This window comes from Chryseobacterium polytrichastri (assembly GCF_900142445.1).
Lineage (GTDB): Bacteria > Bacteroidota > Bacteroidia > Flavobacteriales > Weeksellaceae > Chryseobacterium > Chryseobacterium polytrichastri.
The window spans coordinates 46,691-60,197 of record NZ_FRAV01000004.1; the positions used below are offsets into that span (position 1 = coordinate 46,691).

General features: G+C 34.8%; 10 protein-coding genes. All 10 read left to right on the forward strand.

Going from position 1 to position 13,507, the window contains the following annotated elements:
- Positions 1-105: 105 nt before the first annotated feature.
- The 10 genes from BUB80_RS03295 to BUB80_RS03340 all read left to right on the forward strand — a co-directional run bounded on the left by BUB80_RS03295 (position 106) and on the right by BUB80_RS03340 (position 13,499).
- Positions 106-1,434, forward strand: a complete 1,329-nt coding sequence (locus tag BUB80_RS03295; RefSeq protein ID WP_073290913.1) for a sigma-54-dependent transcriptional regulator — start codon at positions 106-108, stop codon at positions 1,432-1,434.
- An 814-nt stretch (positions 1,435-2,248) separates the two neighbouring features.
- The gene (kdpA, locus tag BUB80_RS03300) at positions 2,249-3,943 is read left to right on the forward strand and encodes a potassium-transporting ATPase subunit KdpA (RefSeq protein ID WP_073290915.1); all 1,695 of its coding nucleotides are present in this window, start codon (positions 2,249-2,251) and stop codon (positions 3,941-3,943) included.
- 163 nt (positions 3,944-4,106) lie between these two features.
- Positions 4,107-6,146 (forward strand): potassium-transporting ATPase subunit KdpB, encoded by a 2,040-nt coding sequence (gene kdpB, locus BUB80_RS03305; protein ID WP_073291138.1) that lies wholly within the window; start codon positions 4,107-4,109, stop codon positions 6,144-6,146.
- Between the two features lie 13 nt (positions 6,147-6,159).
- Complete coding sequence (gene kdpC / locus BUB80_RS03310; RefSeq protein ID WP_073290917.1) at positions 6,160-6,717, forward strand: potassium-transporting ATPase subunit KdpC; 558 nt, start codon at positions 6,160-6,162, stop codon at positions 6,715-6,717.
- Between the two features lie 253 nt (positions 6,718-6,970).
- Positions 6,971-8,341 carry an outer membrane beta-barrel protein gene (locus BUB80_RS03315; RefSeq protein ID WP_073290918.1) on the forward strand — a complete coding sequence of 457 codons (1,371 nt, stop codon included), beginning with the start codon at positions 6,971-6,973 and terminating at the stop codon, positions 8,339-8,341.
- A gap of 32 nt (positions 8,342-8,373) precedes the next feature.
- Positions 8,374-9,462, forward strand: a complete 1,089-nt coding sequence (locus tag BUB80_RS03320) for a porin (protein WP_073290919.1) — start codon at positions 8,374-8,376, stop codon at positions 9,460-9,462.
- A 131-nt stretch (positions 9,463-9,593) separates the two neighbouring features.
- Positions 9,594-10,706, forward strand: coding sequence for a histidine kinase (locus BUB80_RS03325; protein ID WP_073290921.1), 1,113 nt, complete (start codon positions 9,594-9,596; stop codon positions 10,704-10,706).
- Positions 10,707-10,711: 5 nt separating this feature from the next.
- On the forward strand, positions 10,712-12,427 hold the full coding sequence (locus BUB80_RS03330; protein ID WP_073290923.1) for an ATP-binding protein: 1,716 nt from the start codon (positions 10,712-10,714) through the stop codon (positions 12,425-12,427).
- 36 nt (positions 12,428-12,463) lie between these two features.
- Positions 12,464-12,976 (forward strand): hypothetical protein, encoded by a 513-nt coding sequence (locus tag BUB80_RS03335; RefSeq protein ID WP_073290925.1) that lies wholly within the window; start codon positions 12,464-12,466, stop codon positions 12,974-12,976.
- 25 nt (positions 12,977-13,001) lie between these two features.
- Positions 13,002-13,499: a hypothetical protein gene (locus BUB80_RS03340; RefSeq protein ID WP_073290927.1), complete on the forward strand. Its 498-nt coding sequence runs from the start codon at positions 13,002-13,004 to the stop codon at positions 13,497-13,499.
- Positions 13,500-13,507: the final 8 nt, after the last annotated feature.

Genomic DNA, 13,507 nt, shown 5'->3' on the forward strand with positions numbered 1-13,507 from the left:
CTGCAGCAACACAGCAACAAAATCCATCTCTTCCTTCTCACCTTTCTTAGTCTTTTTACAAAATAATTATCTAAGTTTGCAGTAAGTTTTCCCAAAATTACAACCATGTCCGGAAACATTCTAATCATCGATGATGAGATCAAGCTCCTGAAATTATTAGGAATGATCCTTTCCCAAGAAAATTTTAACGTAAAAGAAGCTTCTACAGCACGCTCTGCAATGACTATGCTCGAGCAGTATGACTTTGATGTTGTGTTAAGTGATGTCCGCCTTCCTGATGCTTTCGGGGTTGATCTTGTGAAATCTATTCAATCAAAACACCCTCATCTGGAAATTATATTAATGACAGCTTTCGGAAATATTACAGATGCTGTTCAAGCCATGAAGAACGGAGCTTATGATTATTTAGTGAAAGGCGATGATAATGACAAAATAATTCCGCTCGTCTATAAAGCATTAGAAAAAGGAAAATACAATCGCTCTAAAATTGTTCCGAAATGTACCACTCTGCAAGGCTTCAATCAAATTATTGGAATTTCACCTTCAATTCTTCAGTCTAAAAAATTAGCAGAAAGAGTTGCCTTAACAGATGCTACCGTTCTTTTGACAGGAGAAACGGGAACCGGAAAAGAAGTTTTTGCCAACGCCATTCATGAGGGAAGCGACAGAAAGAAAAATAATTTTGTAGCAATCAATTGTTCTGCATTCAGCAAAGAAATTTTAGAAAGTGAACTTTTCGGGCACAAGCAAGGCTCTTTTACCGGAGCTATAAAAGATAAAAAAGGGCTCGTAGAAGAAGCGAATGGCGGAACATTATTCTTAGATGAAATTGGAGAGATGCCAATCGAACTTCAGGCAAAATTACTTCGTGTACTGGAAACCAAAGAATTCATGAGAATGGGTGAAACGAAGGTCTCCAAATCAGATTTCAGGTTAATTGCTGCCACCAACAGAAATTTAGAAAATGAAATAAAACAAGGTCACTTCAGAGAAGATTTGTATTTCAGATTGAATGTTTTCGAGATCAATCTTCCTCCTCTCCGCGAAAGAAAAGAAGATTTAAAAGTTTTAGCTAAAAATTTTATTGATATTTTTTCGAATAAACTGCATTTGTCATCCGTTCAGGTTTCCCCTGAATACTATAAAGAATTAGAAAAAAACGACTGGAAAGGAAACATCCGCGAATTAAGAAATACCATCGAAAGAAGTTTAATCTTAATGAACGACAATATTTTAGATACAGAAAGTCTGCCTCATTATTCTGAAAAAGTGAGTTCTACAGAAAAAGATTCGTTGAGCATGCGATCTTTAGAAAAAGAGCACATCCAAAAAGTAATTCAATACACCAAAGGAAATAAAGCCGAAGCCGCAAGATTGCTGGAAATTGGTATTGCCACTTTATATCGCAAATTGGAAGAATATAATTTGAGATAATAAACAAATGACATTGAACCATTAAGGATCAATTAAGTTGTTAAGAATATTAAGATGAACTTGTTTACGCTTTTTATTTTGACCACAAAATATACAATTTTTTTTATTTAATCACTTTAGAGCACTTAAGTTTTAAAGGTTAAATAGGTAGAAAATAATAAAGTTCACATAAGAAGAAAATCAAAGATTTTCAAAAAAGCTTAAGTGTACTTTTAATCGTATAGCTTTTAACTTAAAATGCTTAAGTGTTTAAACTTTTGTACCTTTTGCGGTTTAATTTTTTAATTAGTTTAAACAGCCTTGACGTTAAGAATATTAAGCTAAGTTTCTTACATAAAATCTTAATAGTTTAAAAATAATTCAACATTCTACAAACCTATCATTATAATAATGAGCCTATCAAAATGATAGGCTTTTCTGTTTTATGACATCATCTACAAATCCCACAACACACTATAATAAAACAACTTACCTCATTTTTTAACAAAACGGTTCTTCTTTTGGCATATAGAGTTTAAATAAAATATTCTAAAAATGACAACTTCAAGAAAAACGTTCAAAAAACGGGAGCATTCAAAATTCAGCCTTTTGATTGTATCGTATGTACTTTTTACTTTATTAACCTTAATTGTAACATCATGATGCTCATTAGTTTAATACTGCTTTTCGCAGTTCTGTTTTGGCTTTTATACAAATCTGTTGAATTTTTCGACAAAATATAAAAAATTATGTGGAGTTTATTTATCCTTTCAATACTAGCCTTTGGGTACATCTGTTATGTTTTAACGAAACCTGAAAAATTTTAACCAAAATCATGAATACAGAAATTTTAGGCATCATAGCGATGTTCGCAATCACATTAGGCATTGGTATTTTCTTAGGGAAATACATTGCCGATGTTTACGGTTATAAAAAAACTTTTTTAGATAGAATTTTCCAACCGATTGAAAATGGTATTTATAAAGTTTCAGGGATCAACCCTAACCGTCAGATGACTTGGAAACAGAATATGTTTGCCATGCTGGCCATTAATTTAGTTTGGTTCATCATCGGATTTTTCATCTTATTAAATCAGTCATTTCTTCCGTTAAACCCAGACGGAAACCCGGATATGTCGCCCGATCTGGCTTTTAATACTGCAATTTCTTTCTTGGTTAACTGTAATCTACAGCATTATTCGGGAGAAACTGGAGTCAGTTATTTAAGTCAGTTATACTTAATGTTTTTGCAGTTTGTAACAGCTGCAACCGGAATGGCTGCTATGGCCGTACTTTTCAAAGCATTTAAAGAAAAAACAACCACAGAATTAGGTAATTTCTTCGATTTTTTCACCAAGTCGATGATCAGAATATTAATCCCGATCAGTATTGTGGTGGCTTTTATTCTTTCTGCTAATGGAACTCCAATGACTTTCGAAGGGAAAGACCATATCACCAATCTTGAAGGTCATAAAGTTGATGTTTCCAGAGGTCCTGCCGCTGCTTTTGTGGCGATCAAGCACTTAGGTACCAACGGGGGAGGTTTCTTTGGAGCCAACTCAGCACATCCGCTTGAAAACCCTAATTACATGACCAATATGACAGAAATGGTTACGCAGATGATCATTCCTTTTGCGTTGGTTTTTGCGTTAGGATTTTATTTAAAGAAAAGAAAACTTTCATGGACTATTTTCACCGTAATGACCATTGGTTTTCTGGCGCTTGCCGTTCCGAATGTTGTGAATGAAACTCGTGGAAATCCATTAATTACAGAAATGGGAACCGATAATCATTTGGGAGCGATGGAAGGGAAAGAGATCCGTTTCGGAAGTGCAGCTTCAGGATATTGGAGTATTGCAACCACCGTAATTTCTACAGGTTCTGTGAACTCGATGCACGACAGCACGATGCCACTTTCAGGAATGAATGAGCTTTTAGCTATGATGATTAATTGCTTCTACGGTGGTTGTGGCGTCGGAATTCTAAACTATTTCATATTCATCATTCTTGCCGTATTTATGAGCGGTCTGATGGTCGGACGAACCCCTGAATTTATGGGCAAAAAGATTGAAGCTAAAGAGATGAAAATAGCGATGATCGTTGCTCTATTCCACCCTTTTTTAATTCTTGTCGGAACAGCTTTAACGGCGTACTTCCCTGAATTCGGAGCCAAGACATTAAATAATCCGGGCTTCCATGGTTTTAGTGAAATGTTGTATGAATTCACTTCATCATCTGCCAACAACGGATCCGGATTTGAAGGATTAGGAGATAATACTCCTTGGTGGAATATCTCAACAGGAGTTGTGCTGCTGTTATCAAGATTTATCCCGATCATCGGCCCGATTGCCATTGCAGGATGTTTAGCTCAGAAAAAATACATCCCGGAAAGTGCAGGAACTTTGAAAACAGATACCGCAACTTTTGGATTTATGACTTTAGCCGTCATTCTTTTAATCGCTGCCCTGTCTTTCTTCCCTGCTCTTACGCTAGGACCCATTGCAGAACAACTTCAATATTTTTCTAAATAAAATTAAATAATTAAACCACTAAGATTTACTTAAGGAGTTAAGAATATTAAGCTAATCGTAATCAAATTATTAAGCTTAAAAATATTCAAAGAATATTTTCTTAACTCAACTTAACTTCTTAAACAAAATCTTAATGGTTCAAATAAAAAAATCATTCAAAGCAATGAAAAATCAATCACAAACATTGTTTCAAAAAGATTTAGTTAACGAAGCTATCAGACAGTCTTTCGTTAAGCTGAATCCGAAAATCATGTTTAAAAACCCTGTCATGTTTCTGGTAGAAATCGGAACAATCGTCATGTTCATCGTGAGCTTATTTAGCTTATCAGGTGATAAAACACAGGGCAGTTTTACTTATAATTTCTTAGTATTCATTATCTTATTTTTTACTGTTTTATTTGCCAATTTCGCTGAAGCTATCGCCGAGGCCAGAGGAAAAGCACAGGCAGATACCTTGAGAAAGACCAGAGAGGAAACTCCCGCTAAATTAATCGTAGACAACAAACCTGGATTCCAAGTAGAAACAGCTTTAAAAATGTCTGCAGAAATGAAACTGGGAGATATTTTCCTTTGTGAAGCAGGCGATCAGATCCCGATGGATGGTGAAATTATCGAAGGTTTAGCAACAATAGATGAATCAGCCATTACAGGAGAAAGTGCCCCCGTCATCAGAGAATCAGGTGGAGATAAAAGTTCAGTAACAGGCGGTACAAAAGTGCTTTCCGACAGAATAAAAGTAAAAGTCACCACAAAACCGGGTGAATCTTTTCTAGATAAAATGATTGCCCTTGTAGAAGGCGCATCAAGACAAAAAACACCTAACGAGATCGCTTTAACCATATTGTTAGCTGGGTTTACCCTTACTTTCATTATCGTTACAGTTACTTTAAAACCTTTTGCAGATTATTCGCAGACGCCAATCACCATTGCGGCATTTATATCACTTTTCGTTTGTTTGATACCCACAACGATTGGAGGTCTGCTTTCTGCGATTGGAATTGCGGGGATGGACAGAGCTTTAAGAGCCAACGTCATCACAAAAAGTGGTAAAGCTGTTGAAACTGCGGGAGATATTGACGTTCTATTGCTGGATAAAACAGGAACCATCACCATCGGAAACCGTAAAGCAACACAATTTCACCCATCCAATACTATTGATAGTAATGAATTTATAAAAGCTTCGGCATTAAGTTCTGTTGCCGATGAAACTCCGGAAGGAAAATCTATTATTGAATTAAGCCAATTACAATCTGAAGACTTGCTTGTTCCAAATCCTGTCTATATTGATTTTACGGCTGAAACCAGAACCTCAGGTATTGATTTTGAAAACACAAGAATTAGAAAAGGAGCTTACGACACGATTAAAAAACTGACTGAAAAAGCCGGAAATATTTTCCCTCCCGAAACTCAGGAAGCAACAACTAAAATTTCTGAAAACGGAGGAACACCATTAGTCGTTTCTGTAAATGAACAAGTTTGGGGAGTTATTGAACTTCAGGATATCATCAAAACAGGAATTCAGGAACGTTTTCAACGATTGAGAAAAATGGGTGTGAAAACGGTGATGGTAACGGGTGATAATCCTTTAACTGCCAAGTTTATCGCAGAGAAAGCAGGTGTAGATGATTTTATCGCAGAAGCTAAACCTGAAGATAAGATGAATTACATCAAAAAAGAACAACAGGAAGGAAAGCTAGTTGCGATGATGGGTGATGGAACAAATGACGCTCCCGCGCTTGCCCAAGCTGATGTTGGCGTTGCGATGAACAGTGGAACCCAAGCCGCCAAAGAAGCCGGAAACATGGTGGATTTGGATAATGATCCCACAAAATTGATTGAGATCGTAGAAATCGGAAAACAGTTGTTAATGACCCGTGGAACGTTGACTACTTTCAGTATTGCGAATGATGTTGCTAAATATTTCGCCATTATTCCGGCGTTGTTTATCACGTTTATTCCGGCGCTTCAGAAATTGAATATCATGAATCTTCACAGCCCAGAATCAGCGATTTTATCAGCCATTATTTTCAATGCGATCATCATTCCTATCCTGATTCCATTGGCTTTAAAAGGTGTTGCTTATAAACCGATTGGGGCAAGTGCATTATTGAGAAGAAATCTTTTGATCTATGGTTTGGGAGGAATTATCGCGCCATTCATTGGAATAAAGATTATCGATCTATTTGTTAGTTTGTTCTTTTAAAAATTTAATAAAAATGAAAAATTATATTGTATCAGCTTTCAGACTCACTATCGTCATGCTGGTTATTGTAGGCATCTATTTGGTCATTGTGTATGCAGGTTCAAAGGTATTGCCTACTCAGGGAAATGCAGAGATCATCAACCATAACGGACAAAAATTTTATGCCAATATTGGTCAGGAATTTAAATCTGTAAAATATTTTCACGGTCGCCCATCTGCTGTAGATTACAATGCAGCAGGAAGTGCAGGAAGCAACAAGGGGCCAAGCAATAAAGAATATCTTGAAACTGTACAAAAAAGAATTGATACGCTGAAAATGCAAAACCCGGAAATGAATACGGCAAAAGTTCCTGTAGAATTAGTAACTGCAAGCGGAAGCGGATTAGATCCTGATATTTCTGAAGAAGGCGCTTTATACCAAGCCAAAAGAATTGCTAAAGAAAGAAATATCTCTTTAGAAAAAATTGAAAACCTTATTAATATTCAAACAGAGAAACCTTTGTTGGGGCTTTTCGGACCTTCAAAGATCAATGTTCTAAAATTGAATATTGCTTTAGATCAAACTAAATAATTTCTTTTGTCTTAAAACAAAAGAAACAAAAATTCAAGACTGGATTTGTCGGCTAAAAATTACTTCTGTTCTCTAAAAATTCTAAAACTCGCACGAATTTACTATTTGTTCTTCGGTTCTAAATTGGTCTCGTGCTCAAACAGTAGAATTTTCTTAATGTTCACAGAACTAATTTTCTTAACGCCTCCAACTCCTAAGTCGTTTATATTATCCTTTTAATTTAAATAACAATCTCATTATCACCATTTATATAATGAAATCAAAAACTATTCAGGCTGCATTTTTTTTAGCATTGGCTACTGTAAGTCAAATTAATGCTCAGGAAATTCAAAAAGACTCCATTACCATGAAGCCTAAAGATTCCTTAATTACAAAAACTGATTCTAAAATCCCTTTTGACGGCTATGATCTAAGTTGGATCAACGGACAAAACCGTCAGACAGATTTCCCTTTAACCTTAAAAGATAAAGATGGAGAAACAATTTTAACGGGCGTAACGTATGTAGATGCCTATTATAACTATGATTTTCGCCATCCGCAAGATAATACCCATACCATTTCATCAGCAATTGGTCGTTCAAATGAAGTAACGATTAATATGGCAAGCATTGGGTTGGAAACCAATTATAAAAATATGATCGGCCGTTTGTGGCTACAATTCGGACAGATGGGGTCTATTGTTCAGGATCTTGACGGAACCCTAAATCACGGTAAAAATACAAGCGGAAGTAACTTAAAATATATTCGTGAAGCAGCTGCAGGATATCATTTCAATGTCATGCATGGACTGAATGTTGAAGCCGGGATTTTCATGAGCTATATTGGGTTGGAAAGTTACGTGTTAGGAGAAAACTGGAATTACCAAAGAAGTTTAGTGTGTGATTTTACACCTTTCTATTTTCAGGGAGCCAGAATTCAAGCCTATCCTTCAAAAAAATACAAAGTTGAACTTTGGGTTCTCAATGGTTGGCAGACCTATAATTCTTGGAATACCGGTCTTGGATTGGGTGTTTCAAACTACTATCGCCCGAATGAAAACATTCAATTGGTTGCCAATTTTTATTTAAACGGAAAAGATACCCGTAACAACCCGGATGTTAAACGTTTTCACCATGATCACAGCATTGTTGCGAGATATTATAACAACAAAGAAAGCAGTGGATTATCGCAAGCTGCCTTCAGTATCAATAACCATTATGGGTTTCAGACCGGAGGTGGCGTAAAGGCTAAAGACAATTATATGATTGGGACTTCTATTGGCAACAGACTTTGGTTTCATCACAATAAAGTGGCTTTATCCCTGAGAGCAGATGCCGTTTCAAATCCTGGAGCTTATTTGGCCTTCTCCCCTTCTCCGGTTCCTAATAATGATTTTAATGATGCTATTGCAAAAGGAGAAAAACTAAAAATGTTTCAGGGAACAGCAACCGTTGATTTAATGCCTAACCAATTTTTAACATTCAGATTAGAATACGGATTCAGAAAAAGCAATATTCCTTATTTCGCAGGTTCTGGCGGAACAACAAGCCCGGATGGATGGATTGACACTCCGATAGATTCTTGGAGACCCGATTTAAGAAAGTCTGACAGTAGATTTACCTTAGCGGTAATGTTCAGACTGTAATTTTAATTGATTAAATAATTTGTAAACCTACCATGAAAAAATATATTGCCATTGGTGCATTATTGGGAATTTTTGACGCAAAAGCGCAATCTTCAGATTCAATAAAAACAGAACAACATAAAGTAACTTTTTCAGCCTATGCCGAACTATTTTACACCTATGATTTTAATGAATCTTCCAATCATCTTCGTCAGAATTTTCTATATTCATACAATCGTCATAATGAACTGAATCTTAATCTAGGACTTGTAAAAGCAGCATACCAAAGTGAAAACCTACGTGCTAATTTTGCTTTAATGGCAGGAACTTACACACAAGATAATATGGCATCAGAGCAAGATGCTCTACGTTATGTAAATGAAGCTAATATTGGAATTAAAATATCAAAAAATAAAAACTTATGGATTGATGCAGGGATTATGCCTTCCCACATCGGCTGGGAAAGTGCTATAGGAAAAGATAATATGAACCTTACAAGAAGTTTGGCTGCGGAAAATTCGCCTTACTTTGAAACAGGAGCCAAAATTTCTTACACTTCAGACAGCGGAAAATGGTTCGTAAGCGGATTGGTTCTGAACGGATGGCAACGTATTGCAAAAGTGGAAGGCAATCAGACCATTTCTTTCGGACATCAGCTCACCTATAAACCGAATGATAAGATTACATTAAACAGCAGTTCATTCATCGGAAATGATAAATCAAGAGAAGAGAAAAAAATGCGTTATTTTCATGATTTACATGGGATCTTTCAAGTAACAAAACAGTTTTCTACCATTCTTGGTTTTGATATCGGAGCAGAGCAAAAATCAAAAGGAAGCGAGCAATATAATCTTTGGTACAGTCCCAATATTTTAATGAAATATCAATTGGATAATAAATGGACATTGGCCGGAAGATTGGAATATTACAGTGATAAAAACGGAGTAATCATCAACACGAAAACGCCCAACGGCTTTCAGACTTTCGGATATTCGCTGAACGTAGATTATGCGATTTTAAAGAATGTGGTATTCCGTACAGAAGCAAGAGGTTTTACGTCAAAAGATGCGATCTTTGTAAAGAACGATGAACTTAAACAAGGAAACTTTTTTATTACAACAAGTTTAGCAGCTTGGTTTTAAGAACAAATTTTAACCACAAAAGAGTCAAAAGCTTTTTGATAGACTAAAGTGTTTAAAACTTTTGTTGCTTTTGTGGTTTTTAAATTGAATATTTTGTGTTTGAAAAAATAAAACTAAAAAGAATAAAATCAATGTCATCATCAGCAAAGCAATTTTTAGAACTCATTCAAAAATCCAAAAAAGGGAAATTTAAAATCTATATTGGGATGAGTGCAGGTGTTGGAAAAACATTCCGAATGCTTCAGGAAGCGCATGCTTTGTTGCGAAATGGTATTGATGTAAAGATTGGCTACATAGAAACTCATGGAAGAGAAGAAACGGTAGCTTTAGTAGACGGAATTCCTGAAATTCCTCGAAGATCTGCTTTTTATAAAGGCAAAAATCTTGAGGAAATGGATCTTCAGACCATTCTTAATGAACATCCAGAAGTTGTTTTGGTAGATGAATTGGCACATACCAATGTAGAAGGTTCAAAAAACAAAAAACGATGGCAGGATGTGATGGAAATCCTGGACAATGGAATCAACGTCATCAGCGCGATGAATATTCAGCATATTGAAAGTTTAAATGAAGAGGTAAAAAAAATCACAGGAATTGAAGTTTCAGAACGCGTTCCCGATAAAATTTTAGCGTTGGCAGATGAGGTCGTCAATATCGATTTAACCGCAGATGAACTTTTAACAAGACTGAAAGAAGGCAAGATTTACAAAAAGGAAAAAATTCAGACAGCACTTAGTAATTTCTTTCAAAGCGGGCATATTTTACAGCTTCGCGAATTAGCCTTAAAAGAAGTTGCTACGCACGTTGAAAAAAAGGTGGAAACAGAAGTTAAAACAGAAAATTTTAAACCTATAAAATTCCTTGCCTGCATCAGCAGTAACGAAAAAATTGCCAAAAATATCATCCGGAAAACATCCAGATTGGCGAGTTATTATAATAGTCCATGGACGGTTTTATATGTGCAGAAGCCCTCTGAAAATCCGGAAAAAATTGCCCTTGCTAAACAAAGGTATTTGATTAATAATTTTAATTTAGCACAAGAATTGGGTGCAAAAGTGATTAGAGTAAAAGAAAACAGTGTGCATAAAGGTATTTTAGATTATGTTATTGAGCATAATATCACCACAGTATGCATCGGAAAACCTCATGCAAAACTATGGCAAAGACTTTCAGGCTACAGCTGGATCTACACCTTGATGAACCGATTGAACGAGCGACAGATTGATATTATCATTTTATCTTAAACACAATGAAAATTAAAACCAAACTGACCCTCGGCGTAGGTCTTTTATTCTTACTGATTGTTTTACTTTCAGTAATTGGCTCTGTGTATATCAATAAATTAAAATCGGATACCGAAAAAATTCTTACCGCCAATTACAACAGTTTAGAGTTCTCCAAAAATATGCTGTTGGCATTGGATAAAATAAGCACAGACAGCGCCATTGCTGTTAAAGATTTTAAAAAAAACAATGCTTTACAGGAAAAAAACCTCACTGAATTTGGTGAAAGAGAAGCCACCCAAAATCTTAATCTACATTTCAGCAGCTATTTACAACAACCTACCAACGAAAAAGAAAAACTCATTCGTGAAGATCTGGCTAAGATTATGTCGCTGAATATGAAAGGCATTGAACGTAAAAGTGATATCGCCATTATTACCGCTGAAAATGCCACTTTCTGGATCGTAAGTATTGGAACCGTTTGTTTTCTGATCGCTTTTATTTTGTTGTTTAATTTACCTCAGACCATTGCAGAGCCTATCAATCAACTTACTTTTAGTATTAAACAAATTGCCAATAAAAATTATAACGAAAGAGTTCATTTTAAAGGAAGTGAAGAGTTCAGCGACCTTGCCAATTCATTCAACATCATGGCAGAAAAACTTCAGGAATATGAAAGCAGCACCCTTTCTACGCAACTGATGGATAAAAAAAGAATTGAAACCTTGGTTAATAATATGCACGATGCTGTCATTGGTTTGGATGAAAATCATTTTATCTACATGATTAATGATGAAGCTTTAAAAATTACCAACCTTAGAAAAGAAGAAATCATCGGGAAGACCGCTCATGAAGTAGCAATTAACAATGATTTAGTAAGAGAGCTTCTAAAAAACATTGATCATCCCGTAAAAGAACCGATAAAAATTGTTACCGATAATAAAGAGAATTATTTTGAACAGGAAATTGTTCCCATCAATATTGTAAAAACAGGTGAAAAAGAGAAAAAATACATCGGAAAAGTAATTTTACTCCGAAATATTACTCCTTTTAAAGAATTGGATTTTGCTAAAACTAATTTTATAGCAACCATTTCTCACGAATTAAAAACGCCAATTTCTGCCATTAAAATGGGAGTTCAGTTGTTAGGAAATCAAAAATTTGGAGAATTGAATGAGCAACAAAAAGAATTATTAAAAAGCATCAACGAGGATGGACAACGTTTATTGGATATCACCAGTGAACTCCTCAATTTATCACAAGTGGAAACAGGAAATATCAGATTACATATAGAAAATTGTTCGCCCAAAAATATTGTTCAGACCGCTATGAAAAATGTTGAAAAACTGGCTGAACAGAAAAATATTTCCATTAATTTTCAATGCTCGTTAGAAGATAACAATTTTGTCTCCGCCGATTTTGATAAAACAGTTTGGGTCATGAATAATTTCCTGAGCAATGCCATCAAACATTCTTTTCAGGATGAAAATATTCGGATCGTAGTAGAAAAATCAGATACCTTCGTTACTTTCAGCATTACCGATACAGGAAGTGGAATTGATGAAAAATACCATCGTCAGATCTTCGACCGTTATTTTCAGGTTCCCGGAGAACATCAAAACGGAACAGGTCTAGGCTTAGCGATTTCAAAAAATTTCATTGAAAAACAAAATGGCGAAATTGGAGTGAATAGCTCGCTGAATCAGGGAAGTACTTTTTATTTTAAGTTGCCTGTGGTGTAGAATTAAAATCACTATTTTTGCGATTATTACTAAACCATGAATAAAAGCAAAAATTTAATTTTACTGTTATTTTTATTTGTTTTCAACTTTTTCTTTGCTCAAAATGACAATGAATATCGTGAAGCCTTTACATTAAAATTACCTGTTGACTCAGTACAATTTTTTCAGCAAGAAGTAGCAAAATCAAAATACTTAGTTAAAGAAAATACCTTACAAATCTATCCCGGAGAACATTTGTTTATAGAAACTGAAGTTGAAAACAACGTAATAAAATTAATGAATGTTGTTAAAGAGAATAAAAATCCTTCAAAAACTATTGAAATAAAATTTTCACAAGAAGTTTCTAACAGAGAAAGTAAAGGGATGACTCTTTTGGTAATCAATCCTTTTAATAAAAAACTAAATTATGATGCATTGATGTACATCGTTGGTAGAAATGAATGGATAAAAACCTCAATCATCCCAATTAGACCTAAGTTACAAGCTTATGAATTGTGGAAAGACACCATCATTTCGTTAGTTCTTCATAATTGGAGATTCGAAGATTAATTCAGCTTAAATTTAATGTATTAAAATGTTTGAACAATTATTTCAATTTCCTGCTATTGTATTAGTTCCGATTACTTGGGTTATACTTTCCATCGTTTATTTTTCAATCCAAAAAAGAAATATTCTTGCCAATTACAAACAATTAAATTCTAAAGAAATCACCAATATTTCCGGTTCAATCATTACCAAAAGTGGGATGTTACGTCAAAGGTTTGAATGGTGTTCATTTGATATATTGATCAATCAAAATTCTGTTTTCTTATTTCCAAAGAGCTTTTACTTTATTCCGAGCCGTCCAATCAATCTCGTATACTCAACCGCGAATAGTAAATACACAAAACAAACCAGAAAACCTATACAGGTAAGAGAATTCAATATTGGAAAAGACAATGTAGAAATTGTTTTCATGAGAGATTATTTGATATCGCAAACTTCAAAACTCTATTTAAAAAACCTTACTCAGGATCAAATCAAACTTCTGGATTCGATTTTAAATAAAAGAATTAATGACCAAAATCTTTAAACTCATTT

Excerpts from the sequence above, each read along its gene's own strand:
- BUB80_RS03315 (WP_073290918.1), top strand. The coding sequence starts at position 6,971 with ATGAAATCAAAAACTATTCAGGCTGCATTTTTTTTAGCATTGGCTACT.
- BUB80_RS03330 (WP_073290923.1), top strand. The coding sequence starts at position 10,712 with ATGAAAATTAAAACCAAACTGACCCTCGGCGTAGGTCTTTTATTCTTA.
- BUB80_RS03295 (WP_073290913.1), top strand. The coding sequence starts at position 106 with ATGTCCGGAAACATTCTAATCATCGATGATGAGATCAAGCTCCTGAAA.
- BUB80_RS03325 (WP_073290921.1), top strand. The coding sequence starts at position 9,594 with ATGTCATCATCAGCAAAGCAATTTTTAGAACTCATTCAAAAATCCAAA.
- BUB80_RS03320 (WP_073290919.1), top strand. The coding sequence starts at position 8,374 with ATGAAAAAATATATTGCCATTGGTGCATTATTGGGAATTTTTGACGCA.
- kdpA (WP_073290915.1), top strand. The coding sequence starts at position 2,249 with ATGAATACAGAAATTTTAGGCATCATAGCGATGTTCGCAATCACATTA.
- BUB80_RS03335 (WP_073290925.1), top strand. The coding sequence starts at position 12,464 with ATGAATAAAAGCAAAAATTTAATTTTACTGTTATTTTTATTTGTTTTC.
- BUB80_RS03340 (WP_073290927.1), top strand. The coding sequence starts at position 13,002 with ATGTTTGAACAATTATTTCAATTTCCTGCTATTGTATTAGTTCCGATT.
- kdpB (WP_073291138.1), top strand. The coding sequence starts at position 4,107 with ATGAAAAATCAATCACAAACATTGTTTCAAAAAGATTTAGTTAACGAA.
- kdpC (WP_073290917.1), top strand. The coding sequence starts at position 6,160 with ATGAAAAATTATATTGTATCAGCTTTCAGACTCACTATCGTCATGCTG.